Annotated in this window: 26 protein-coding genes; 11 read left to right on the top strand and 15 right to left on the bottom strand. The window is 38.5% G+C overall.

Annotation, left to right across the window (positions count from 1 at the left end):
- Positions 1–129: 129 nt before the first annotated feature.
- The 10 genes from A5868_RS13185 to queG form a co-directional block, all read right to left on the bottom strand.
- Positions 130–1,086, bottom strand: a complete 957-nt coding sequence (locus A5868_RS13185; RefSeq protein WP_010779029.1) for a restriction endonuclease — start codon at positions 1,084–1,086, stop codon at positions 130–132.
- 13 nt (positions 1,087–1,099) lie between these two features.
- The gene (locus tag A5868_RS13190) at positions 1,100–4,252 is read right to left on the bottom strand and encodes a type I restriction endonuclease subunit R (RefSeq protein ID WP_086305123.1); all 3,153 of its coding nucleotides are present in this window, start codon (positions 4,250–4,252) and stop codon (positions 1,100–1,102) included.
- An 11-nt stretch (positions 4,253–4,263) separates the two neighbouring features.
- Entirely contained in the window at positions 4,264–5,463 is a 1,200-nt protein-coding gene (locus tag A5868_RS13195) for a restriction endonuclease subunit S (RefSeq protein ID WP_010779027.1), read from the bottom strand.
- Positions 5,453–7,048 carry a type I restriction-modification system subunit M gene (locus A5868_RS13200; protein ID WP_086305125.1) on the bottom strand — a complete coding sequence of 532 codons (1,596 nt, stop codon included), beginning with the start codon at positions 7,046–7,048 and terminating at the stop codon, positions 5,453–5,455. The genes A5868_RS13195 and A5868_RS13200 overlap by 11 nt, the downstream gene beginning before the upstream one ends.
- A 175-nt stretch (positions 7,049–7,223) precedes the next feature.
- Complete coding sequence (locus A5868_RS13205) at positions 7,224–8,309, bottom strand: hypothetical protein (RefSeq protein WP_010779025.1); 1,086 nt, start codon at positions 8,307–8,309, stop codon at positions 7,224–7,226.
- A gap of 347 nt (positions 8,310–8,656) precedes the next feature.
- The gene (locus A5868_RS13210) at positions 8,657–9,241 is read right to left on the bottom strand and encodes a hypothetical protein (protein WP_010779024.1); all 585 of its coding nucleotides are present in this window, start codon (positions 9,239–9,241) and stop codon (positions 8,657–8,659) included.
- Positions 9,242–9,433: 192 nt separating this feature from the next.
- On the bottom strand, positions 9,434–9,619 hold the full coding sequence (locus A5868_RS13215) for a hypothetical protein (RefSeq protein WP_086305127.1): 186 nt from the start codon (positions 9,617–9,619) through the stop codon (positions 9,434–9,436).
- Positions 9,620–9,812: 193 nt separating this feature from the next.
- On the bottom strand, positions 9,813–10,403 hold the full coding sequence (locus A5868_RS13220; RefSeq protein WP_176281344.1) for an ECF transporter S component: 591 nt from the start codon (positions 10,401–10,403) through the stop codon (positions 9,813–9,815).
- Positions 10,369–10,776, bottom strand: coding sequence for a DUF4430 domain-containing protein (locus A5868_RS13225; protein WP_086305131.1), 408 nt, complete (start codon positions 10,774–10,776; stop codon positions 10,369–10,371). The genes A5868_RS13220 and A5868_RS13225 overlap by 35 nt, the downstream gene beginning before the upstream one ends.
- A 509-nt stretch (positions 10,777–11,285) precedes the next feature.
- Positions 11,286–12,428, bottom strand: a complete 1,143-nt coding sequence (queG, locus tag A5868_RS13230) for a tRNA epoxyqueuosine(34) reductase QueG (protein WP_086305133.1) — start codon at positions 12,426–12,428, stop codon at positions 11,286–11,288.
- 510 nt (positions 12,429–12,938) lie between these two features.
- Between queG and lysS the strand changes: the two genes are divergently transcribed.
- The 5 genes from lysS (at position 12,939) to A5868_RS13260 (ending at position 17,601) form a co-directional block, all read left to right on the top strand.
- The gene (lysS, locus tag A5868_RS13235) at positions 12,939–14,507 is read left to right on the top strand and encodes a lysine--tRNA ligase (protein ID WP_086305135.1); all 1,569 of its coding nucleotides are present in this window, start codon (positions 12,939–12,941) and stop codon (positions 14,505–14,507) included.
- Between the two features lie 125 nt (positions 14,508–14,632).
- The gene (locus A5868_RS13240; protein WP_086305137.1) at positions 14,633–15,271 is read left to right on the top strand and encodes a TetR/AcrR family transcriptional regulator; all 639 of its coding nucleotides are present in this window, start codon (positions 14,633–14,635) and stop codon (positions 15,269–15,271) included.
- Positions 15,264–15,899: a DUF998 domain-containing protein gene (locus A5868_RS13245; protein WP_086305139.1), complete on the top strand. Its 636-nt coding sequence runs from the start codon at positions 15,264–15,266 to the stop codon at positions 15,897–15,899. The genes A5868_RS13240 and A5868_RS13245 overlap by 8 nt, the downstream gene beginning before the upstream one ends.
- 178 nt (positions 15,900–16,077) lie before the next feature.
- Positions 16,078–16,785 (top strand): hypothetical protein, encoded by a 708-nt coding sequence (locus A5868_RS18810; protein ID WP_139843621.1) that lies wholly within the window; start codon positions 16,078–16,080, stop codon positions 16,783–16,785.
- A 132-nt stretch (positions 16,786–16,917) separates the two neighbouring features.
- The gene (locus A5868_RS13260; protein ID WP_086305145.1) at positions 16,918–17,601 is read left to right on the top strand and encodes a Pr6Pr family membrane protein; all 684 of its coding nucleotides are present in this window, start codon (positions 16,918–16,920) and stop codon (positions 17,599–17,601) included.
- Positions 17,602–17,671: 70 nt separating this feature from the next.
- Here A5868_RS13260 and A5868_RS13265 read toward each other — a convergent pair whose 3' ends face one another.
- Entirely contained in the window at positions 17,672–18,040 is a 369-nt protein-coding gene (locus A5868_RS13265) for a potassium channel family protein (protein WP_086305147.1), read from the bottom strand.
- A 137-nt stretch (positions 18,041–18,177) separates the two neighbouring features.
- On the bottom strand, positions 18,178–19,035 hold the full coding sequence (gene mreC, locus A5868_RS13270) for a rod shape-determining protein MreC (RefSeq protein WP_086305149.1): 858 nt from the start codon (positions 19,033–19,035) through the stop codon (positions 18,178–18,180).
- 295 nt (positions 19,036–19,330) lie between these two features.
- On the opposite strand from mreC, the gene A5868_RS13275 reads away from it, so the two are divergent.
- From A5868_RS13275 to A5868_RS13300, 5 genes are all read left to right on the top strand, one after another.
- Positions 19,331–19,963 carry a pentapeptide repeat-containing protein gene (locus A5868_RS13275; protein WP_086305151.1) on the top strand — a complete coding sequence of 211 codons (633 nt, stop codon included), beginning with the start codon at positions 19,331–19,333 and terminating at the stop codon, positions 19,961–19,963.
- A 199-nt stretch (positions 19,964–20,162) separates the two neighbouring features.
- A complete protein-coding gene (locus A5868_RS13280; protein ID WP_010779012.1) occupies positions 20,163–20,510 on the top strand; it encodes a LytR/AlgR family response regulator transcription factor in 348 nt (115 codons plus the stop codon).
- Positions 20,511–20,624: 114 nt separating this feature from the next.
- Positions 20,625–21,233, top strand: a complete 609-nt coding sequence (locus A5868_RS13285) for an accessory gene regulator AgrB (protein ID WP_086305153.1) — start codon at positions 20,625–20,627, stop codon at positions 21,231–21,233.
- A 756-nt stretch (positions 21,234–21,989) separates the two neighbouring features.
- Complete coding sequence (locus A5868_RS19370; protein ID WP_254908343.1) at positions 21,990–22,688, top strand: sensor histidine kinase; 699 nt, start codon at positions 21,990–21,992, stop codon at positions 22,686–22,688.
- Positions 22,685–23,428 carry a LytR/AlgR family response regulator transcription factor gene (locus tag A5868_RS13300; RefSeq protein ID WP_010779008.1) on the top strand — a complete coding sequence of 248 codons (744 nt, stop codon included), beginning with the start codon at positions 22,685–22,687 and terminating at the stop codon, positions 23,426–23,428. Before A5868_RS19370 ends, A5868_RS13300 begins: the two co-directional genes overlap by 4 nt.
- An 88-nt stretch (positions 23,429–23,516) precedes the next feature.
- On the opposite strand, the gene A5868_RS13305 is transcribed toward A5868_RS13300, so the two are convergent.
- Together A5868_RS13305 and spx are read right to left on the bottom strand one after the other, a co-directional pair.
- Positions 23,517–24,113 carry a hypothetical protein gene (locus A5868_RS13305; protein WP_086305157.1) on the bottom strand — a complete coding sequence of 199 codons (597 nt, stop codon included), beginning with the start codon at positions 24,111–24,113 and terminating at the stop codon, positions 23,517–23,519.
- A gap of 151 nt (positions 24,114–24,264) precedes the next feature.
- Positions 24,265–24,690, bottom strand: coding sequence for a transcriptional regulator Spx (gene spx / locus A5868_RS13310; protein WP_086305159.1), 426 nt, complete (start codon positions 24,688–24,690; stop codon positions 24,265–24,267).
- A gap of 614 nt (positions 24,691–25,304) precedes the next feature.
- Here spx and A5868_RS13315 point away from each other — a divergent pair.
- Positions 25,305–25,775 (top strand): MarR family winged helix-turn-helix transcriptional regulator, encoded by a 471-nt coding sequence (locus A5868_RS13315; protein WP_010779005.1) that lies wholly within the window; start codon positions 25,305–25,307, stop codon positions 25,773–25,775.
- Positions 25,776–25,851: 76 nt separating this feature from the next.
- Here A5868_RS13315 and A5868_RS19055 read toward each other — a convergent pair whose 3' ends face one another.
- Positions 25,852–26,025, bottom strand: coding sequence for a hypothetical protein (locus A5868_RS19055; RefSeq protein ID WP_176281345.1), 174 nt, complete (start codon positions 26,023–26,025; stop codon positions 25,852–25,854).
- Positions 26,026–26,041: the final 16 nt, after the last annotated feature.

Raw genomic sequence — 26,041 nt, forward strand, 5'->3', positions numbered from 1 at the left:
AACTGATCCATTTTATATTAACAAGATTATTTCTAATTAAATTAGATTATCTGTCAGAAAAACTAGAAACTACTATCTCATCCGGATAGAGATAATAGTTTCTAAGTTTAACAACTCTTGTATTACAATTTAAATCATATCCTCTTCAAAATAATCACTATCTATTCGAAATTGCTTGTAGACCTTCGCTTCTTCAATGCCGACACCATATTGCATCATTAGATCAGTTAGCTTAATACCATCAATCAAAACAATTCCTTGGCTTTTAGCAAACTCTTGCGCACCTTTAGCAAAATTGGATGTGGTAATAAAAACGCCTCGATCTGCATTTACACCAGCCAACGCACCATAAAAAGATTGAATCGCAGGTCGTCCCACTGTATTTCCATCTTTGTAGCGTTTTGCTTGAATATAAACAGTACTTGTTCCCAAAGGATCTTGATTAATAATCCCGTCGATCCCACCATCATTACTCTGAGTGGTTACTTTGGCATCTCCATTTTTACCGCTATATCCCATTGCTACAAGTAGATCAACAACTAACTTTTCAAAAAATGAAGGCTCAACCTGACGAACTTTATTCAAAAGTTCAATGGCTACCTCATTATTTTGATTATTTATGATACTCTCCACCTGAATCTCTTTTTCTTCTGCTTCTGGAATAGAAATCTTGTTTCCAGTACGCTCATTTCGAATGTCCAACTCTTTTTTATACTCTTTAAAAGCAGGCAATTCTTCTAACATTTTCTTAGTTAGCTTATCACCATGCTTATCTAACATAGCGAGTCCAGATTCAGTAATCTTATAAACACCACGTCTTGGTCTTTGAACTAAGCCAGAAATGTACAGACTACTTAAAGCCCATCCAAATCGATCAATCAAAATACTGTCTTTATGTGGAGTATCTGGATATTTTTCTTCTAATAAATCTTCAGGAATTTGAAGAAACTCTACTACACGTTTGATAATTGTTTTTTTATGGAATTCACCGCCATCTTCTATGGCTTCCAAGACATAAGGTAGCAAGGAATCATTTGTAGGCACACCATTCGCTGATTTCTTCAACTTTTGCCAATCTCTATTCATAGACTACAACTCCCTACCTCAACTCATCTTCCAATGGTATCAATTCTTCATCAAGAACTCCACGCCATGCGCGTTTCATATCTTGCGGATATTTGAATGGTTTAGCTTCTGGATTTAGCGATTTATACCCTTCAAAATTCTTACTTTCGATGACTCCTTTAATGTTCGGAATCGGATCTTCACCGATGATATATTGCACTCTGGATGATTGAAGTTCATCGCCTGAGACAAACCAATCCTCAGCAAATTGACCAACAATTTGATCTATCACTTCAGTAAAGTAATGACGTTTCACCACAAAGATATCTTCATTCGGCTCAATTTGTTCTTCATCAAATGCATTCAAAATCTGCCGATACACGTCTTTGACACATTCTGTCTTGTTTAATTTTTTCAGAGCCTTTTCAATTTCTTCACGAACATCTGGGCTATTCGCTGCATAAGTACCTAAAAGCTGATCGATATAGGAAGAATCAATGTCGTACAACTTGATTGAATTATCACTGTAAAATTCAATTGATGAAAGATCTGTTTTTTCTCCACCATCTGCACCCTCATCAACTAACGATCCTTTTACAGTCTGATAGACTCCTACTTGTTCTTCCAAAATTGAAACTTGACTTTTCAGAGCGTCTGAACTGACGATATCTTCATTGTATTCATCATAAGTCACCAACGCTTCGTAGGAATTATTCAACTCTTGAAAAGCTTTGACGTAATCCACACGTGTTTCCAATGGTGTATCTTCACTAACTCCTGGCACAAAGGTAAATTCTTGTAGTTTTCGATACGCTTTTTTGAACCGTTTTTTCGATTCATTGTACGTCGGATAAATCAGACCTGAGTCTTCTTTCACCTCGGAATACAATTTAGTCGCTTCTGCAACGTTGTACTCCATCGTATTGGGTTTTCTAAAGGTCACAATCAACCCTTTCGTCTTTTCTGGATAGGTTCGATTGGTACGAGAAAATGCTTGAATCAAGCCAGCATATTCCAAATTCCGGTCAACGAATAACGTTTGAATCGTCGGTGCATCAAAGCCGGTTAACAACCGATCAACAACAATGACTAAATCAATGTGCCTGCCAAACTGTTTAAACTCCGCTTTTTTTCGTGCTAAACGATTATTAATATCGCCGTTATAACGTTCAATCTCCGCTAAATTCCAAGCGGTACCGTAGTAAGCATTGTATTCACTGATAATTCCTTGCATTTCAGCTTGTTGCTCTTTGGCATTATCCGTATTTTCATCTAAGGAATACGTAATAGCAATCCGTGGAAAATCTGGATCATCCATCGTCCGACCTTCGCGAATCGGTTGGTTTGGATATTCCTGCATCATCCAATCTGAATCTTTCGTCATTTCCTTAATTGCTTGATAATACTTTTTCGCCATCCAAATGGAGCTGGTTGTCAGAATGGCTGATTTTGTAGGACGACCATTTCTAAAATCAAATTTCGTGTAAGCATTATTGGGGCGGAAAATTTTATGAATTACTTTTTGAATGTGCTCATCATTTTCATAAATCGCTGGTTCAATATAGCTTTCCTTCTTTATCGGATTCATATTATCAACGATTAGATTAATCTGTTCAGGAGAATAAGTCGCATATTTTTCGACTTTACTTAATTCATTGTGAATCTTATTATCCAGAGAAGTCGTTTCTATCGTATTCTCATGTTCTACCTGAAAACCTAATACAGAACCATCTTCTAGAGCATTTTTGATGGTATAAGTGTGTAACACCTCGCCATATTGATCAGTCGTCGTCCGTGCCAATTGTCCTTTTGCTTGCTTTTTATTCACATCAAAAATCGGTGTACCGGTGAAACCAAACCAAGTTGATTTTGGAAAGAATCCTTTGATTTCTTCCATATTTTCAGCACTTAAAGCACGATGACATTCATCAACTACAAAAACAATATGTTGTCCCATCAATTTTTGATAACGATTTGTTCCGTTCTTTTCTTCTTGCTTCTTAGCATATTTCAACGCAGCATCCAATTTCTGACGCGTTGTCACAATCACGACATTCGCATTCGCATCAGCTAAAAGCGTATCGCCTAGTTCTTTTGCACTCCCTGTTCCAACAATCAAACTATTCGATTTAGCATTTCCAGAAGAGATGCCTGTATTGTATTCAGATGCAAATTTGGTAAATTCGCTAGTAGTCTGACTATCTAAATCTTTTCGGTCGACCAACATAATTGTGCGATCGATCCCAGTTTTTCGTGCCAAAAGTTTCGTTGAAACAAAACTCGTCAGTGTTTTTCCTGAACCTGTCGCATGCCAAACATACCCCGATTGATGCTTGTTCGCGGCAGTAAACAATGCCTCAATTGCATGTATCTGATAGGGATGCAGTACCATCAACACTTTATTGTCTTGATCCTCGCTGACAATTGTATAGTCTGCGATTAACCGATGGGCTTTGGGAATATTTAGTACTTGCTTACAAAACTCATATAAGTTTTCAACTTTTTTATTATCTGTTGTCCGCCAACTGAATAGGAACTTCTTATGCATATCTTTCGGCATCGCGTTAGCAAAATAGCGCGTCGTTTGTTCATTCGAAATGACAAATAATTGCAGCGTTGAAAAGATGTTATTCCGAAACATCCCTTCTTCCGCATACTTTTTGATTTGATTGAAAGCTTGATACACACCATCTTTAGCCGTCGTTTGTTTCAACTCAATCTGAACAATCGGTAACCCATTAATTAACAATGTTACATCGAAGCGACGATCTCGCGCACCCGCGCTACTTCCTTGTTTCGCAATCTGATTCACCACTTCATACGTGGAAAGTCCGCCACCAATATCTTGATTGGAATAAATTATTGGTGAAATTGAACCTAAACTAGCATCTTCACGCTCAATCGTAATCCGAGCGATGCCATTCTCACCCTTTAACCATTTCGCCGCATCAAAAGGTGTCTGAGTCCGCAACAAAATTTCCGTCTTAATCGTTTCAAACTCTTTATCCGTAAGCGGATGTTCGCCAATTTCAGATAAATTATTCTGAACAATTTTCTGACGTAAATTTCGCCAAAGATCATCTTCGGATTTCAACTCAGAACGATACGTCCACTGATTATGACCTTCACCTAAGACATCAATTAAATGACGTTCCACTTCTGCTTCTTCTCGATGAGGAATTTTCATTATGACACCTCCTAGACAAATAGTTTCTGTAAGAATGCTTTTTTAGTTAATTGAAGAAGTTCCAATTCACGCTGATGAAGAGTGATCGTATCATCTAGCTGCTTGAAGAAGACACCAATTTTTTGTTGTTCTTTTACGTCGGGAATAATAATCAGAGCTTCTCTAATATCTTTTGAATTAATACTTTCAAATGTTGACCCTGTGCTATATCTATTCCAATAGCCATTCTCTTTCATTTTTCCGAGTTGTTGGAAAATAAAATTATTTCCTTTAATGGCTGCAACTCCACGTCCCAAAACTACATCATAATCAGTTTTTCCAATGTCTCCCACTGGAGCGCGAACACTTAAAATCAGATCACCTTTTTCTGCTTGTTTTGTAACTTGAGTAGTCCAAACTCTTGGAACAACTCTATTGTTTTTCATATCTGCGTTTCCTTGAACTAAAATATAATCGTTTGGATTATCTGTATAATTTTCTGAATTTGGGGATTGTCCCATGACAATCTGAACAACTACTCCCAACTTACGCTGTTCCCAATCATCAGTGAATCCTGGAAAGCGAACTTCTGGTACTTTCTCTCCTTCTTTTGGAAACATCTTTTGCAAAAAGCCTTGTTTGGTTTGTTTTAGCGTAGTGAGTTCTTGCTTATGAAGATGGATAGTATCATCAAATTGTTTAAAGAAGGTTCCGATTTTCTTCTGCTCCATGACATCTGGAACAGCAATTCTAAGAGAAGCATATTCCTTTGCATTAACTCCCGGTTGTCCAGATCTTTGTGAAGATATTTTTATAAAATTAATATATTTTTGTGTAAGAGTATTTTGAAAGACAAATTCCGAGTTAAAAGAAGGTTTTATCTTCGCTCGAATTAAAAAACCTGCAAAATATACTTTTCCATCTTTTTTATTATAATGATAGCTTTTTCCTACGCTTGCACCTGTTCTTGCAAAAAGAAGGTCTCTTTCATTTAAGAGATAATTATCTAATTTAGATAAATCTGTATCTGGAGAAGTTAAGTTGTTTTGTAAAAATTCATGCGTTTCATCATCAATATCCGTAATTCTTAAATACTTATTTTCACCATCATAAGCTTTCGCACTAACATTTAATCCATATTCAAAGGACTCTGCTAAGTTTTCCAACTTTTGTTGTTTCCAATCTCCTTCAAAACCTAAAAATCGTACTTCAGGTTGCATTTTATTTTCCATGTGCAAATACCTCTAATGCGCCTTTTAACCATTCCTTGTTTTCTGGGCTGGCTTCTAGTGTTGAAATCGTCTCAAATAGACTTTTTTCTAACGCTTGTTTTTCCTCACGAATTTTCTTGATCTCTTTTCCAACACTAACCATGTCAATGGGTTCTTCATCTTCAAATGTATCGACATAACGAGGGATATTTAAATTATAGTCATTTTCTTTGATTTCATCGAAACTAGCTAAATGAGCATATTTTTCAATATCTTTTCGTTCAACAAAAGCTGAAACAATTTTCTCAATGTTTTCTTTCGACAATTTATTTTGATTTTTGCCTTTAATAAAATCATTGCTGGCATCAATAAATAAGACATCACGTGTTGTCCGGTTTTTCTTCAATATAATCACAGTCGTTTGAATTGAAGTACCAAAAAATAGATTTGCTGGCATACCAATGACTGCGTAAATACTACCATCTTCCAACAATTTCTGACGGATGGTACCTTCTGCTGCACCACGGAACAATACCCCATGAGGCAAAACGATTGCCATTGTTCCGGTTTCTTTTAAGTGATAATAGCCATGTAATAAGAAAGCAAAATCGGCTTTTGACTTCGGTGCTAATTTACCATAGCGATTAAAACGTGAATCATCTAAGAAAGAAGCATCTGCTGACCATTTTGCAGAATACGGAGGATTCATAACAACTGAATCAAAAGTATACGGTTCGTCTGTCGGCCAATCTTTATTCAGCGTATCACCATTACGTAAGTTCATATCTTCTGAATCGACACCATGAAGAATTAAGTTCATTTTTGCCAAGTTAAAAGTCGTTGTATTCAATTCTTGACCATGAAATTTTACATTTTCTGGATAGTTTAAATACTTACGAACATTTAGCATTAGTGATCCAGATCTCATCGTTGGGTCGAATACGCTAAACAACTTCTTATCTTTTTGATCTATCGTAACGATTTGAGCCATCATATCCGAAACCATACTAGGTGTGTAGAATTCTCCTGCCTTTTTTCCAGCTTCTGAAGCGAACTGACTGATTAGAAATTCATAGGCATCACCGATGACATCTCCATCATGTCCGATCACATCGACATCATTTAATTTTTTCAAAACTTCAGTAATCGTTACATTACGTTGTTGATCATCTGAACCTAGTTTTTTCGACTGCAAATCTACATCGTCAAATAAGCCATTGAACTGGTCATATTTTGAAGACAAGTCCACAAAGGCTTTGTTTAAATCATTCAATTGAAAAATATTTTGTTTTGCTTGATCTGCTAGTACATTGAATAAATATTTTGGATCAATATCATAGCCCAATGTATCAACGATCGTTGCAATTAAATCTTCTCTTGAGTCTTCATCAGATAATAGCTCTTTATATAGCTCTGTTTGCTTTTCGGGTGTATCATTTTCCTCTAGTGACTCGTCGGCTAATAGCACGACTTGTTGTAACAACTTATCCGATAAATATTTATAGAAAATCAATCCTAATAGATAGTTTTTATATTCTGATGCATCCATTTTGCTGCGAAGATTATCCGCTGCACTAAATAAACGTTGATTTAATTCTGCGCCCATTTGTATACTCCCTTTTAAATAAAATTCGATTAATTGCGTACCTTAGTATTTTACCATTTTAAGATAATAAACTCATGAAATATCTTGAAAAGAGTAGAATGAATTCCTCAGATAAAAACAACAAAAAGACGAAGTTCGTTTTGATTACTTCGTCTGATTGGTAATATAAAACTATCTACGAGAAACCTAATAAACACTCTAATTTTTCGATTTCAGTAATTACTTTTCGTCTAATTTCTTCACGATCTTTTTGTGATGAAAAGAAATCAATTTGTTTCAAAATAAGTTCTTGTTTTCTCCTTTGGGTATCATCTTCAATACTCTTCATAGCATCTTCAAAAGAATTAGAAAATTGATCACTATCCTTAATTCTAAATGAGGAAAAAACTGTTTCATTACTACCCTCGCTATCTTTGAAACTAACTACCTTAATTAATTTATATCTGTATACTATTTCCGATAAAATCTGATCATTGGTAGCAAAGATTACCTTGTTCCCTTTTTTAATTAAATCTTGTTGATAGATATTTACCAAAAATAAATCCATTGCAGCATTAAGCATACTTTTCTTTCCTTTTTTATTAACACCATGATAAATTCTTTTAAAGGATTTCCCATCGCTTGTTTTGAAATTACCCCACAGAAGTATGGAATAAATTAGATGTGTCTGATAAAAAATCTCTACCTTATTTCTCATATAGTCATAAAAAGTTTTCAACTTTTCTTCTCTTGATATATTAGACTTTTCAAGTTCAAATAATTTTAGACAATACAAATACGAAGTATTGAATGCAAGAGAATCTTCTTTTTCTTGTCTGGATTTGAACTCCTCATCGTTTACAATATAATTTACAGCAGCTTCTGAATTTTTAGTTAGGTACTTTTCAAATGAGCCTTTGGGGTTAATGACTTCTGATAAAGATAGTTCTTCAAGTAAAATCAACATTTTGTCTATCCTACTGAACATTTTTTTTGAATCCAAACTTCTAGTTACTGAATCTCTACATGTCTCTTCCATTGCTGAACTGAAATCAACTGTCAAATTTTCATTAGTCTTAATTTCTGTTAAAAATTCAATCAATGAATATGCAACCTCTTTGCCTTTCTCACTACTCAAATATTGATTCATCATTAACGATGGTTGATCAAAATATGAGTCTAAATAAACACAAATATTTGAGTCTATTACTATAGAATAATTCTCATCTTTTAAACTTTGTATGTCCTTGAATCCTTCAAAAGGACAAATATATTTAAACATTTTACACCTCATCTCAATAAAATCCTTGCGAACATTTATATTCTATTACTTCGGTCTATTTCTCTTCACAAATTCCCTGCAATTCGCTAAATATGAACTCAATTCTTCAGGATTAGGGGCTCCTTCTCCTAATTCTATGCCCTTTTGTTAGAGCGAGTGGAATGGCAACATTATTGACAAAATCTATAAGTTATCATGAACGCCTGTTGCTGGCTATTACGTTTGCCTTAGACATTGATCTTCACATTGATTCGGCTATTTATCAATAAGGTCAACATCTTCTCTATATACATTTTTACCTATTGCATTTAGTCAGCAATACCTATCCTTACAAATCCAATGCCACCTTATCTACGATCTTTCAACTTCACATTTCTCTCATTACTTACATTGTACTTCACTTCAACATCCACTAAATAATAGACGACATGCTGTAAGTCCTCTTCTGTCACGTCTGCCTCAGTGGCACTTGTTGTTTGTTTATATCTAAGCTTTACAACGTTCCCTTTTTTAAAGCTTTCTGGTTCCTCTGTTTCAAATAATGCTTGATCTAAATAGCTGTCAACCAATACCACATAAGACTTGTCTCCTATGGTTCTAACACTCGTAACAAAGAAATAGTCCGTCCGTGTTTGCACAGGATTCCTGCCTAAAAGCAAGTCCAAGGACTGGACTTTTCTTGGATTTGAGATCGCCACTCTTTTTTCATCCTCATTGAACAAGTCCATAGGTGTTACTTGATCTAATTCATCATAGGTAAAATTGATGATTTCATCTTTTTCGTATTTCAATTTCGTTTTCGTATCCCATTGTAAAAGGGTGCCGCTAGAAATATCTTGAAAAATCATACTATGACCATAATAGGCCTTAGAGGCTCCCATAGGTACTCTGTTATCAATACTAATTACTTTTGCTATTGTGTATTTTCTCATACCATCACCTACTATCCAGTATCCATTATAACTAATTTTTTCTCACCACCTATGCAGATAAGTAAAAAAAGAGCTTAAAAACCTAAGTTCCCTATATCATCATTCCTGTATCCAATCTTTGAATAAAGGTAGGCCATCAACTTCATCCAAAGTAACTGAATCGCTTTGAAAACTAAAGCGAATTAAAAAAAACTAATTTCCACCCCACTCAATGGGTTCGCTGGGTTCCACGATTCCAGGGCCCTCAGGTATGATTTCTCTTGTTTCTGGTTTCGCTGGTTGGTCGATGTCGTACAAATAGCCGTTCTTTCCATCTCTTCCACATTTGGTTTGGTCGTAGGAGTCACTATCTATGCAGATATTCGCGGCAATCGACACTTCCTTGCTTCCCTAAAAAAAGAGACCCTCATATTCACCAGCCATCCCGTAGATCTATCCTACCTTTGACAAAGTCAGCTCGCAGCCTTCCATTCAAACAAAAAGTCAAAAGTCTTTTAAACAAAAAGATACCCGCGATCAGTAAAATCGCAAGTATCTCTCTTTCTCCTAAACGAACAGCCGTTTCAAGAGATTATTCGATTGAGTCGGTATGCCTATTCCGCCATCGCTGGATGGTCTGGGTTAGTAATTTTTTTAATGCGGGTGTTAAAAGTAGATAAAAGATGACGTTCCCAAACGCATGCATCGTATCTACAGGAATCCCGGCTAAATAGTAGGGCAAAAACGCTGAGATTCCGAGAAAAGGTGCTTGAACTGCCGAGATGAAGAAGCCGAAAAGTAAACCTGTGATCCCGGCGTAAATCGTCTGCAATAAAATACTTTGCCTGAATTTCGGGATTTTTTTGAGCACTCCTGTCAATAAAATAATTAGAAAGTAGGTTACCACTTGGGCAATAGTCCAGACGCCCATCCCCATATAAAAATTGGTAATGAGGATCGACAGCAGGCTGACCAGCAGTCCTTGATAAGTTCCCCAATAAATGGTGATAATCAACAGTATGGCGGTGACTGGCTGCACGTTTACGATAAATTGGAAGGCCGTTCGACTGACGACACATAGGGCGACCAGCATAGATAATAAACTTAATTCCTTCACTCCTAGTGAAAAGACGGAAGCGATGGATCGCTTAGAATTGTTCAAGCTTGAACACCACACGATCATCCTTTTTCAGAGTAACGTCCTTGGCGCCCGAATTGACTTGTTCATCATTGATGGTGAATACCCAATATTTATTGTTCTTTTCATCCTGTGCGTGACCATCGATCGAGGTGATCATGCCATTGTCGTCTTCAACGGCATAGGTTTCTTTTAAGAGATCAAATAGTGATTGTCCCTTTTCAAAGGAAACCTGTTTTTTTGACAGCTCTTTATCTCCGTCTACTAGCGTGATGCTTGCTTTTTCTCCTATTTTTTCGCTGCTTGCGACCGTTTCTTTAGCCGAACTGCTTTCTGACGACTCCGACGGCTTAGAAGTACACCCGCTAATAAGTGTTAAACTAAAAATAAGTGCAAAAAATACTGTTATTTTCTTCATTTTTCTATCCCCTTTAGCTATTTAAATTAAAAGACACCCAAAATCAATGGGTATCAAATAAACGGATACAAACGATCCTGATCTTGCTTGTTTGAAATCTATTTATTAGATAACGCGTTCGTCGACTTTCAATAAGTGCTCGAATAACAGCACGAAACAAATTTCCAGCGAACAAAAACAGATGCCTCTGCATCAAAAATACCAGATTTGACCATTAGATTAAAGTATCAGAGGCGATCTGATTGCCATTATTGAGATAAAACAAATAAGTACTATTTAATAAGATATAATTGCTCTGAAACGGCAATATAGCTCTGCTGGTTATTGGACACTTAAAATGGTTCAGCTTATTGGAATAGTTAGCGAAAACCTTCGAATAAGGAAAACACCGTAACGTCTTGAAGATCGCGGTTTAGTCGTGGTCCTGCTCATCAAAGAGAATAAAAAACAGCATAAAAAATACCGACTAAATTTTCCAGTCGGTATATGGTCTCAAGTCACTCTGATATTCAACCCAGCCTCTCCAAAACTTCTGCTATCTCAGTCAAAACTTCTGAATCGGTTTCGGTTTCTTTTAATTCCTGCAATAGACGAATCGTTTCATCGGGCGCTTTTTTTGTCAGTTGACCTAATGCCCAGACGGCGGTGCCGCGAATGACTGGACGCTGGTCTTGCAGACAGTCACGAATTTCTGGCAAAGCTTCTCTGCCGCCAAGGTTGGCTAAGGCGATCAATGCATTGCGCTGCAGCGGTTTTTTCCCGCGCCACGATCCGGCCAAGTGTCCAAATTGTTCCTTGAATTCGCGATTTGAAATGGTAAGGAGCGTGGTCAATTTCGGATAGACCTCATCGACTTTTGGCTCCATCTCTTCATGAAAATGAAAGTCTTTCCCGCGGTTATAGGGACAGACGAGTTGACAAATATCACAGCCGTAAATGACATTGCGCATTTTTTTGCGATATTGCTCCGGCATCATGCCCTTGGTTTGAGTCTGATAGGAAAGACATTTTTTTGCGTTCATCCTGCCATCGCCCAATAAGGCACCCGTAGGACAGCCAGTAATGCATCGCGTGCAATCACCGCAGCCATTTGGAACGGGCTGATCTGGCTCAAACTGAATATTCGTGATGATTTCGCCAAGGTACACGAAAGAACCATACTCTTCAGTGATCAGTAATCCATTGCGCCCGATAAAGCCCAGTCCCGCCCGTTGTGCAACCGCCACATCCACCAGCTCACCTGTATCGACTTGCGGAGCAAACCGCCACTCGGCTTGGAGCTGTTCGGTTTCAGCCTGCTCTTTGATAAAGGCGATCAGCTTCGTCAGCCGCTCTTCTAAAATGAAATGATAATCTGTTCCCCACGACGCTCGCGCAAATTGTCCACGTTTTTCATCTCGGGGAACTTTTTCATGGATTTTGGTTGGGTATGCCAAGGCAATCGCGATAATGCTTTTGGGATCTTCAAAGGTTTCCTCTGGATATAGCCGTTCCTTGATGTTTTGATGTTCAAAACCAGAAGTATGGCCCAGTGAGCGTTGCTCCAGCAACGATTCTTCCAAATAATCAAAAGGCTCGGCGGTTGTAAAGCCAATTTTATCTATACCTAGCTGCTTGCTTTCAGCAATGATCCGTTCTTTTAAAGTTTGCATAGTTCCACTCCTAGTTCGTACTAAAGAAATCTTTTTTCAAAAAACGAAAAAATGAATCTGATTCTCACCACGTATGTCATTCTACTAAGTCCTGCTAAAGCAGGAAGTAGAACTGAGATCCTAGTTCGTACTAAAGAAATCTTTTTTCAAAAACCGAAAAAATGAATCTGATTCTCACCACGTGTGTCATTCTACTAACCCCTGCTGAAGCAGGAAGTAGAACTGAGATCCTGATACGAAATTACAGGCTTACTATATCATATGTTCATTGCATCCAAAAGAAATTAACTGCTCTACAAGCGTGTGCTTACGACCTTTTTAGTCTGTGCATATTGCTGAAAATTTATTTTTTTCGTATAAAAGACGGCAATAACTGAGGCAATAAATCACTTCCATCCGATTATTCTCTCCTTCTTCAAGGGTTCACACGCCTATCATTCTTCCTAAGAATGATACAATAACACTATAAATAACTAGGGCTGAACAGGCTTTATAGGAGGAGGCACTTTTATGCATTGGGCTTTTCAACTTGCGAGTGAATTGATTGAGAAACACACGGAGGACCAGACACCCATCACCTGCGCGTCAGGGGTCAGTCCTTCGGGATATGTCCATGTGGGGAATTTTCGCGAGATCGCTACCACATATTTTGTGACACAGGCACTTAAACATCTAGGCGCAGCACCGCGCTATATTTTATCTTGGGATGATTACGATCGATTGCGGAAAATTCCGAAAAACGTCAGCGGCGTCTCCGAAGAAAACATCGGATTGCCGTATACCAAGGTAGCACCCCCGGCGGATGCGGATACAGGCGCAGCGTCATATGGCGATTATTTTGAAGAGATGTTTATCGGCGATCTGGCAAAATTGAACATTCGGCCAGAGTTCATTTTTGAAACGAAACGTTATGAGGGCGGGGCTTATAACGAGGAACTGGCATTGGTTTTAGCCAAGCGGAAAGAGATTTATGATATTTTAAGCCGCTTTCGGACAGAAGCCGCTAACGAGGAGGAACGGGAAGCTTACTATCCTATCTCCTTGTACTGTGATCAGTGCGGGCATGACAGCACGACGGTGACCAATTACGACGAAGCCACTCAGACACTGAGCTATACGTGCAAAAATTGCGGGCACGAAGGAACTCAGACTATTGGAAAACACCAGCACATCAAGCTTCATTGGAAGATCGATTGGCCGATGCGCTGGCGCTATGAAAAAGTCGCCTTTGAACCTGGCGGCAAGGACCACTCATCGAAAAACGGGAGCTTCGATGTTGCAAAAGCGATCGCTAAGGAAATCTTTGACTGGAAGGCACCACTGTATCAGCCTTATGATTTCGTCAACATCAAAGGACAAACTATGAAAATGTCCAGCTCAACTGGAAATATTTTGACATTGCCAGACTTGCTTTCGATCTACACCCCTGAATTGGTACTGTATTTGTATGCCAAATACCAGCCAAAAGCGCAATTTGATTTAGGACTCGACGATGATGTACTAAGGAACTATTCTGAATTCGAACGATTGGTTCAAAAGGCCAAAAACACAGAACTGGATGAAACGAATCAGCAATTGCTGCAATTGACCGGTGTCGACTTGGATCAGGTGTACCCAAGCTTCAACCATGTCGTCAGCATCTTGTCCCTGACCGCGAACAACACAGAAATCGCCAAAGAACTGCTTATCAATGAGCAGGCCTATAGAGAAGACGCGATCGATCATATTTTGCCGCGGGCCAGCTACTGGATCGAAAATGACGCGACCTCACGGCTGGTCACGATCAACCAAACGCCGAATCGTGACGTTTACGACCAATTGACCACTCCAGTCAAAGCTCAAGTCGCTAAATTTAAAGACCTATTAGCGACGAGCGGTGATTTGAACGAGGGAGACTTGATGCAGGCCATCTACGACCTGACAGATGCCACGGATAAAAAAGAAAAACGCGCAGAACAAAAAGAACTCTTTTCTGCCGTTTATCAACTGACCTTGAACCAAGATCACGGACCACGCATCCCATTACTGATCAAAGTCGTGGGTCCTGAAAAGCTGCAGCAATTACTAGATTTCAACTAAAGAGAACATGTTAGCGACCAAAAGAATAACATCTTTTGGTCGTTTCTTTGTTTGACAAGCTAATAACCATTAGCTAAAATGACCATATAAAAGCGAATGGTTATTAGCCAGAAAGGATGCGCCCTATGAAGAAAGGCACTACAAAGGAACGGATCGTGGAAGAAGCCTCCCGTCTTTTCGCCAAAAAAGGCTATGAAGCTATGAATGTCGAGGCAATCGCTCAAGCTGTAGGCATCAAGGCTCCCTCTTTGTATAAGCATTATCGGAACAAGCAGGAATTATTCGATGCTGTTGTGGCGGAAATGAACAGCCGTTATGAAGCAACTATGTCAGCCTTTCAGATGGACGGCTATGAGGGCGAAGCTGATGCTCCGCTGTTTGCGGAGAAGACGGAAGAGCAGCTTTTTGTTATTGGTATACAGTTTTTTATGTTCTTTTTACATGATGACTACGCATCGAATTTTCGGAAACTGCTGACGATCGAGCAGTTTCAGAATCCGAGATTGGCAGCATTATTTACGCAACAATACACAGACAAACCACTGGCGTATCAGGAAAAGTTGTTTACCCTGTTGATAGAAGCTGATGTGCTGCGTGAATGTGATCCAAAGATCATGGCCTTGCATTTTTATGCCCCGATTCAATTACTATTGACCCTTTGCGACCGCCAGCCAGAAAGAGAACCCGAAGCCTTGCGGACACTAGAGCAGCATATTCGTCAGTTTTATACTCTTTATCAGAAAGGAACGGATGCCCATGAGTAGAAAAAGAGATCTGATCCAGTGGTGTGGTTTATTCGGTATCGTCAGCTTTCTTTCTTATATTTCTGCTGTTCTTTTCAGCCCATTGGCCTATCCTGGATATAACTGGATGACACAAGCAGTGAGTGATCTGAGCGCAGATACCTCTCCTGCCAGAGTCTTGTGGAATCAGCTTTCCGCCTTGTCTGGTGTCGGCAGTGTGGTGTGCATCATGATGGTCTGTGTTTTTATCCAAGGCAAATTAACGAAATCTATACGCTTAGGCATCTATCTTTTTGCTGCGATGCTCTGGGCATCAGCGGTGGGATACACGCTATTCTTTCTTAGTGAGAGCGGCTTTGGCGGAAGATCCTTTCAAGATTTCATGCACATTGGAATGACTGTCTTAGTTGTTAGCCTGTCTATCGCTTCGCTTCTGCTTATACTGATCGGCGGATTTCATTCGAAGCAGTACCGATCATTGGCAGTTTGGGCCACCCTGGCGCTGCTGCTGATGCTTACCGGAGCCATCGGTGTCAACGTTGTGCCTGCCCGATACTTCGGTATTCCCGAACGCTTCAGTGTGCTAGCAGCAATGGGCTTTAATGCTGTGTCGGGCGTTTATTTATTTTTAGGCTTTTTTGAGAATTAAATTTTAACGATTTACTCCGTTCTTCCCCCACGTTTCCAGCTATTTAAAATAACTAAATGAATATATAAAAATCACAGAAACCCAATCTTTCATCCACTTTATTTTTATGGAAATTTCCTTTTGCTGCAATTATTGTTCGTTATACTGAAGCTATTAAAAAATCACAGAGGTATCATTTATGAAAGACAATAACAACAGTATAAAAGGAAAAAACACCACCGTAACGACACTGATTCTTTTTTTAGTAATCCTCATCGCTCTCTTTCTTGCGTTTATCACTGGCGAGAAGTTGGCAGAATCAAAAGCGCCGACACCCGAATCAAAAGCACCTGCATCGGCTGCATCGAGCAGTACTATACAGTCTTCGGAGAGCACATCTTCATCAAGCAGCAGATCTACCGAAAGTACATCGGCTGCGAGTACGTCCACGACGGAGAGTACTCCCGCTGAAACTGTTGAACAGGGCTCTTATGGCGTCACTTTTCCTAAAGGTGCCGTTTTAATGGGAGAGACAACTATCTTCGGATTTTCTGTAACAACCTATCCGCAGAGTGACAAACTCGCCGTCTCTTATAGTCCCAAAGGAAATTATACTCCAGGTGCTCACATGAGCAGCGTGGCTGGCTTTTACCCGACGGACATTCCAATGACAACGATCCCTGTCAATGAAAATGGCGTCACAAAAAACGTTACTGTCTCGACAGAATTGAAGCTTTCTGAAAGTGACAGCAGTAAACCTGACCTAGCATTCTTTCTTAACTTTAACAACAACGATACGAAGGTTTTTGCCTACTTGAACAATAACAAAAATGTTGTTCTTGCCTTTACTCCACCCAACAATAACGGCCCCTATATCGCAGTCGTTCTTTATGAGACACAGATGTAACCCCACGTCTTCTAAGTTTCTTTAACTTGGAGGACGTGTTTTATTATTCATTCGATGATGCTTTTCAAGCGCCCTCATAATAGGGTAAAATCAAATAAAAGAGACACGAGTCTTATAAGAAAGAGGGCATTTATGTATACGATTTTAAAAAACGGGTTTCGTTTTCTATTAGTGATTGGCTGCGGGATCGGGTTGGCTTTATTGTTAGGCATTTTTGAGGGGCGTTTTGAAGCAAATCAATTGATTTTCTACACGATCCAAAGCAACCTACTCATCTTTTTTTGCTATTTATATTTGATTGCGAAAAGTCTTGTAGCATCTGTATCAACCAAAAGGAACGTAGCGTTTGATTTTTCGCCGAACGTCATGGGAGCGTTGACGCTGATCATTGTTATCACTGGATTGATTTACAATTTTATTTTAGTTCCTTCTATTCCAAGTACTTCGGAATATGCAGTCAATAGCCTGTCCGATTTTCTTGTCCATACCTATACCCCGGTCATGGTGTTCGTTGACTGGCTGCTCTTTGCAGATACAAGACCTCTGAAAAAAATCAAGCCGTGGACTTGGGCGGTCCTGCCATTGCTTTATTGGGTTTTTACGATTATTCGTGCGCAAATTGGCGAGCCCATCGCCGGTTTCGACAGCTATTATCCTTACTTTTTTATTGATGCGATCGATTTAGGGTGGCCGCGGGTGTTCCTAAACGTTATTGTTTTATTGATTTTCTTCGTCGTTTTTGGTTATTTAATGAAGTTGATTGCTTGGGGAACCAATCGTTTTAAACCAGCAAGCGTGAATCCGCGCGTTTATTAATCGCATAAGCTTAAAAACCTGTGTGATCCCTAGGATTGCGCAGGTTTTTATTTCTCGATCATCTTGAAAATCATCCGTTATTGGAAGTCTCCCTGTCTCTCTCATTATGCCGTTTCTTTTTATGATACTCTGCCAATGCTCGATTGAAATTTGCGATCAATGCAGTCAAGATACCAACTCCCACAAACACATAAAGGATTGAAAAAAGTTTGCCAAATGCTGTCTGGGGAGACAGATCCCCGTAGCCCACTGTTGCGAGTGTCATCACGGAAAAATACAGCGCATCTAAATAAGTCATCCCTTCAATATTGTGATAGAAAATCGTTCCGATCGATAGAATGAATAGAACGGCTAGCATAAGTGCTTTTTGTTCTTCTTGTCGAAAAAGAATTCGTAAAATATGCCACAAACTTCTAAATAGTAATGCGAATGCTACCATGGTATCCCTGCTTCCATTTCAAAAATAGATTCGTTTACTTTATTTTATACAACTAAGAAGCTTTTTTAAATACGCTTGAACACATTAAAAAAGTGCCGCTCTCTCATTTTGAGCACGGCACTTTTGTCTGCAATTTTTTAGTCTTTATCTGGCATATCTTGAATTATCGTCACAAAGGAGACATCCGCCATCTGCGCATAAGGCGCGATGTACACTTCTAGATCGATCCCGTTTCTGCTAGGCTTGACTTGAACGATCGTTCCGATCGGAATACCTGCGGGCGAATTTCTGCCTAGACCGGAAGTACGGACGACATCTCCTTTTTTGATATTTTTTTCTTTAGTAATTTGCGTGGCGATCAGTTGCTTCTTTTTTTCATCGTACATGGTTAAAATACCAAAAGATTCTCCATCTTCGGCACTTATTTTTATCGGAAAATGATTGCTGCTTCTATTATCAGAAGTGACCAGCTCAATTTCGCAGGACTGTTCTTTTACTTTTCTTACTCGGCCAATCAAGCCCTTTTGAGACATCACCGCCATGTTTTTTGTAACGCCATCCTGGCTGCCCTTGTCTACCATCAATGTATTTTGCCACGCATTCGGAGATCGGGCAATCACTGTTGCTGCCAGCGTTCGATAGCTCGTCAACCGTTTTTTTAATTGGACTTCTTCTTCCAGACGCTCGATTTCTTGTGATTGGCTCGTTACCTTCCGCTTCATTTCATCATAGTGAGCAACTTCTTCTTCCAGTTTTCTGTTTTCCTCATAGGTATCAAATAAATTTGTCACAGAGTATTTACGATCAGATACCCATTTCTTTGGTACAGAGATGGCTTTATTCACTGCGCCAATCGGGTCTTTTACGACAGACCGCATACTCTCGACCCCATTTTCCTTTGCTTGATTTGCCATCACACTTATCGCTATGACCATTACGATAAGGATAACCATTAGTCTTTTTTTACGATTCTTTCCTGAATGCGCCCTTTTCATTTACCCACCCCAAAACACCCTATTTGAATTGAATTTTACCAATAATCGTCGGACTAAAAAATGAACAAAAAATGTTTTTTAAGCAAACTTATCATTTACTATTAATTTATCAATCATTCGAATCATTTTTAGTGTTGATTTAAATAACAAATTCATCACGAAACATTCTTTTCTCTAGCTGTGTCCTATAAAAAAAGAGATCTAGCGAGTGGATTGTTTTCATCTGTTATGTTAAATCCATCAAAACCCTACTATAATAAGAGTAACGATACTTCATTGAAAGGATGTGCGGAAAATGAATACGCCTCTTAAAAACAAGGACTACTCGTATGCCAATCTGAGGCACTCTGATTTTCATGATAGGATTTTTGAGCAGGTTGATTTTTCTCATGCGGATTTAACTGGTGCGAATTTTGATAATTGTTTATGTGTGGATTGTGATTTTTCAGATGCGCGTTTGGTAAATGCTTCGTTACAAGGAACGGATTTTCAGTGGTCCCGCTTGTGTGGCGCAGATATCTCCGGTGCGAATCTCTTTTTCTCCATGCTGGAACACGCGGATTTGACAGGTATCATCCATGATGCCCAGACGAAGTTTTTTGATCTTTATTGTCCCGCGGAAGGAGCATTTATCGGCTACAAAAAGTGCTTTGATCACCGAATCGTCCAATTATTGATCCCAGCGAATGCTCGCAGGACTTCCGCAACAAACTCCTGCTGCCGTTGTGACAAGGCGAAGGTGCTGACGATCAAAGATATGTACACGAATGAAGCCTATGAAGAAGCGATTTCTTATGTTGATGGAGACTTTATTTATCGAGTCGGTAAATGGGTCGTTGCAGAAAATTTTAATCCCAATCGCTGGGCAGATTCTACTGGTGGTATTCATTTTTGGCTGACGCGAAAAGAAGCTGAAGGATACATGTAAGCCTTCACCTGCCTCTTCCAATTTTTAGCTAAAATACATTTTTTTCTATTTATAAAAGAATATAGACAAGAAAATTCTTTAAAATGCTAATTTAGGTGATCTTGGTCGACCACTGACGGTTGAAATAATACCGTTCACGATATCCCTCTTAACAATTAGTACTTTTCCTTTACAATTACACTCAAGGGGGATTGTACTAGTGCGAACATCAATTTATGTAGAAACAGACAAAAGTGTAGAAGTCTTGTCGGTGGAGGATCTGCTTTATATCGCTGTTGATACCACAAGGGATCATTTTTTATGCTTCACCACAAGAGATAAGAAGTATTACGGCCGCGGAACGCTCAATGATTTTGAAGGAAAAGAATGGCGCTGGTTCTTTCGTTGCCATCGCTCCGTCGTAGTGAATTTGCTTAATATCAAAGAAATTAACAAATATGACCGGTGTGTTTATTTTTCAAACGATGAAGGAAACAATACCTGTCCTTTTTCAAGAAGAAAATATTTGCCGCTGAGAGAATCTTTGAAGGAATATCTCCTGACTTGATCCATGATTTTCCTATGAATAAAAGAAAAATTCGGGAATTTATGTTGTAGCTGGAGGATAAATAGATTAAACTTTAAAAGCGTTCAAGTTTAGATGTTGGAAGGAGGGAAATTTTTGACTCATAGCCTCACACTGTATTTGTTAAGAAAAATACAAGCGCAACGTTATATGTCCGAAATAGATTATGAAAATACGACTTATGCTCTAGAGATCCTACTTATCAATTTGTTTAAAAGTGTTCAAGTATACGCTGTCGCATTTGTTTTTGGTGTTTTATTTGAAACATTTCTCATGAATCTGGCATACGTTTTTCTAAGAATACCTGCTGGCGGCTGGCATGCAAAATCTTCCCGTAACTGCTCTATTTTCGGCTTGGTCGTTTTTGTCGGGATTCCAGTATTTTTAAAATACAGTCTGTTCACCTTTTCATTTAACTGGTTGCTTCTTCTATCCTCCGTCGTTCTGCTGATCGTTTTTCTCTACGCACCTTCAGATACAGAGAAAAACCCTCTTGTCAGCATTAGTGAACGAAAAAAGAAAAAAAGGAAGGCACTATTCAGCGCCTTCGTGGTGATTTGCCTCTCCCTATTTTTTGTGGCTGCTAAAACAAGTACATTGCTAATAACAGGTTTAGTCATTGAATCACTCTTGATTCACCCATTTTTTTATAAAATAACTAAAAGGAGTTATAAAAATTATGAAAACTATCAAACTGAACTCTAACTCAATGCAGAAAAAAATCTCTACCATTATCCTTGCTTTTTCGGCTGTTTTGTTAAGCTATCCTTGCTTCATTTGGGGTTATGAACCTGAGAATCCAAAACTTAAACAATTAAAACGGAAATGAACACGTTCCAATTCTTGATCATCGTTTTAGCGATGGTTGTAGAAAATTTTTCACAGCTTTTTATTTACACAAAGTTGATAAATAAAAAGATACCCTTTGGAATGAAATTGATACTCCCGATAATTTCCACAATTGTTTATATGTTCTTTCATTATTGGATCTTGATCGTCATATTGCTCTACTTTTTGTTTGTCGGAAAACGAGTCAGCAAGGATTCTAGCACTAACATGATATGGTTTTACGGTGTCTACACGACATTTTCCTATTCTGTATTTGCTTATCTAATGAACTCAACACTGCTCTTTATCTTGGGAGAAACGCTTTTTGATCAATACATGTATTTGATTAATATCGTGTTTTCTCCCTTTTTTTCTGTTGTTTGTAATTTGCTGTTGTTACATTTGATACGGCCCAGCCTGACCTTTTTAAAAAGAAATCTTGATAATGCAAATCATTATTTTCTTTTCTTTATTAACGTTTTATTGACCCTGTGCTGCGTATTGCAATTCAGCTATTATTGGATAGAACGATACCTCTTAAAGGATGGAACTGGCATTAGAAAATATCTGATTCTTCTTTTCATTTCAATAATTCTTTTACTAGTTCTCTATCTAAATTTAAAGACAAAAAAAATGGATGCAGAACGTATCCAACAACTCAAGGACACGCAATTGGCTGACCTCAGCTCGTATGTTCATCAAATCGAGGCGATTTATGGCGAGTTGCGCAGCTTTCGACACGATTACCATAACATGCTGATCAGCTTGAGCGAGAGTATCAAGTCTAAAGATATTTCACTGATTGAGGATACCTATAATAAAATTCTGAATCACGAAGATCTTGTTATTGATAAAGAACACTATTCTTTGACTAGGTTGAATAACTTGAGGACATTACCTATAAAGGGTGTGATTTCAGCGCATGTCATTCAGGCGTGGCAGAAAAATATTCCTGTGCGCTTAGAGGTCGAGGATGTTATCGAAAATGAAAGTATTGATATCTTAGATTATGTGCGGGTGGTATCTAACTTACTGGATAATGCTATTGAGGCTGCTGAAAAAGATGCGCATCCGTTTTTGAACATCGCCTTTTTTAAGAACGATTCTGAGAGGGAGATTCAATTGGTCATAGAAAATTCCTGCTCGGAGAACTCCTTAAACATCGTAAAAATCTTTCAAAAAGGGTACTCAACAAAAGGAACGAACCGGGGATTAGGATTAGCCACGGTTCAAGCGGTTTTACAAAACTATCAAAATCTTTCCCTGCAAACGGAATTTCAAGCAGGTGTATTTCGACAAACTTTTGTAATCAGAGAGGTGATTCAACTTTGAATATTTTTCTATTGGAAGACGACATTCTGCAGCAGCAGCGTTTAGAATTAGTGATTCGTGAAATTCTAGCAAAAAATCACTGGATCGCTAAGTCTATTATCGCGACCTCTCGGCCAGATTTTCTGCTTGAGAAGGTACGAGAAACTGTTGATCAAAATATTTATTTTTTAGATATTGAATTACATGGTGAGAAAAGAAAAGGATTGGACGTCGCCAAAGAAATTCGAAAATACGATAAATACGGGATCATTATTTTCATTACGACCCACTCTGAATTTGCGCCGATCACTTATGCTTACAAGGTTTCCGCCTTTGATTTTATAGACAAAGACAGCTCGATCGATGACATTCAGGAACACATTTTTGAAGGCCTTTCCCATTTGCGATCAATGAACACGACTCAGCACGGCGAAGAGTTATTTGTCTTTCGTAATCAAAATACCAGTTTTCAAGTTCCTTTTTCCGATATTCTTTATTTTGAAACGACGGAAATTTCTCATAAAGTCCGACTTATTTGCAAGTCTCGATTGGTCAATTTCTATGCGACCCTAGAAGAAATAAAGAAGCTGGATGATCGTTTTTATAAGGTCCATCGTGCATTTGTTGTCAATCTAAGCAACATCACGGAGATCAAGCGAAACGAAGGCATTATTTATTTTGACAAAAATCATTTTTGCCCCATTTCTAGAAGAAAAATCAAAACCGTTCTTGAGAAAATGGACACGTCCCGTCTAGGATAATCCAAAAGGCAGTAAGACCCTTCTTTAAAAAAGTGGTCTTACTGCCCTTCTTTGTATTCCTTTTATTACTCACGCAGTTGTCGATCGGCTACGTGTTTTTTTTGTTTTGAAAGATATCCATGGTAAGCCCTCTGAGATCTGTTAATCGCAGCAGGTCTCGCAAAGATTCGTATTCATCATACAGTTTCTTTTTTTCCGCGTTTAATTGATAGGTCGTCAGGATTCCTGATAAAAAAGGGGCATCAAACATTTTAGCAGCGACGGTCTGGTAACGCGTATCCGTTTGAGTAATGAAGCAATCCTCGTCCTTATAATAATTAATCAACAGAGGCGACGGCCCTTCTATATTGATTTTTCCTGAATAAGAAGTCTGTTGGGACAACAGCCCGTTTTTCTCTAAAGAGTCTAATTGCTCCTCAATTATCTTGGCAGTTTTTTCAGCATTTCCGATCTTTACAAAAAGATCATAAACAGACGTGCCCTCGGCAGCCTCTACGTCTTTCATCGCAAGGATTTTCTCCACAGGAATGGTCTCACAGGACTCTTCACTATTTTCCACTTTGTCATAGTAATACTCTCGATGTGTTCCCTGAAAAATGATCTTCTTTTGAAGCTGGATGTGCTCTCTACTGATTCCTGCCCCCAGCATGCGATCCAGTGCACTCTTTTCAAAATCTTCAGTCATTGTAAGCCCCTTTCAACCTTCGTCCTGGCATTCTTCTCTTTGTTCCTTGACGAAAAAGACGATACCCTCACAACCGTTAGTCCTCTCAGGTGAATAGTTGGTGACTACTCTATTTTAAAAAAACTGATTATGCGCTATTAGAAGGAGTCAGCTATACGACTTTTTGTTTTTCCAATTCTAAATAGAAAAGAGCTTCCGTCATCTTCTTTGAATAGACTCTTCGTACTTTTCTAGGAACAAACTGATGAATGTCCTCTTCGCTGTACCCGATCTGCAATTTGGTTTCATTCATAATGATCGGGCGTTTTAACAAGCTCGGATTTTCTTCAATTACAGCAACCAATTCATTGAAGGATAACTCGTTAAAATCAAAAGAAAATTTTTGATAAACCTTCGAACGTGTCGCGATAATCTCATCTGTTCCGGTTTCCGTTAATGAAAGAATTTCTTTCAGCTCTCTTTTCGTAAGTGGTTCAGAAATGATATTTCTTTCCTCAAAATCCAATCCTTGTTTTTCTAACCATGCCTTCGCTTTTCTGCATGAATTGCAACTGGCTGACCCATATAATTTAATCATATTTAACTCACCTTTCTAAAAAAATCATTTTTAAATACGCCTGTTATCTACACCTATTACGATACAGCACCGATTCGCTGTTGTTAACCTAATTCTAAAAAGCTCCCTTAAATCCGCAGCTTATTTTAGACTAAAAATCGTCATTTTATAACTAATTTCGAACTAGATTAACGACCGTAAAACCTTTGTATAAATGAATTTACGCCAATTTCAATAACAGAAGGAAATTAGCAGCTGTGAAATGACTCAATTATTTCCACGCGAAGTAAAAATATGATTATTTGACAATAAGTATCATTTATCATTACAAAAATAGATGATATTATTCTTTATATTCATCACAAAAACCGAATTCTATCACTATTAGATGATTTATCCATTTGTCCATTAGTATGTTTCCAATTTTCAGATTATTATTATTCTGAGCCGGCTTATTGACTAAAAAAGTGATCCTCCGCCACTTCTAACGGCCAGTATCAAACCAAAACCCAGATGGTGAATCTGAGTAGTTGCATCGTTGGCGTGTGGGTATCATAAGAAGTCTTTGATTTATTTCGGTAACCTGATAAAATACTCTTTGTGTAAGAATCTATTGGAACAGGAGGAAGCACTCAATGGATGAAAAAGAATTAAACATAACCGTTACCCATAAGTATTTTGAATTGAGCAGCTTATTCATGCAATTTTTCCGTGAAAATTCTCGCGGCCCCTTCAAATTTGAAAATCGCAACCGTGGTCAAGGGCAAATACTGAGCATCGTCCGGGAACACGGAAGTATCTCTCAAAAAGAGCTAGTACAACGGCTGGATATGCGCCCACAATCAGCCTCCGAGATGATCCGCAAGCTTGAAAAGAAAGAATACATCACGAGAGAGAGATCGCAAGAAGACAAACGGGTAATGACTATTCATTTGACTGCACGCGGAAAAATCGCCGCACAGCAGAGCGACGATTTTCAACCGGTGGTACTTGACGTCCTAACCCCTGAGGAAAAGGAACAATTTGATCATATCTTGACTAAGCTGATCCACGAATTGGAACCGCAGGTCAAGCACAAACCCCGGAATCGTTTCGGGCGTCCGTGACGTGTTTCTTCTATACTATAGAATTATTTTTAAGCAGAAAAAAGACGTATTTCGTGATTGAAATACGTCCGTCTGCTTATTTTTTTCGGTTTCTTATTTTCTTTGTTAAAAAACCAATAACAAAGACAGATAAAATTTTGAACATCAATGATTTTATCGCGCTGTCCTGTTGCTTGCTTTGATTTTTTCCTGATTGTTTGTGATGGAAATGATTTTTTTGCTGGCCGCCGTGTCTTAATAGATTTTTCATATTCTAAATTCCTCCT

This window comes from Enterococcus sp. 12F9_DIV0723 (genome assembly GCF_002174375.1).
GTDB classification, from domain to species: domain Bacteria; phylum Bacillota; class Bacilli; order Lactobacillales; family Enterococcaceae; genus Enterococcus_A; species Enterococcus_A gilvus.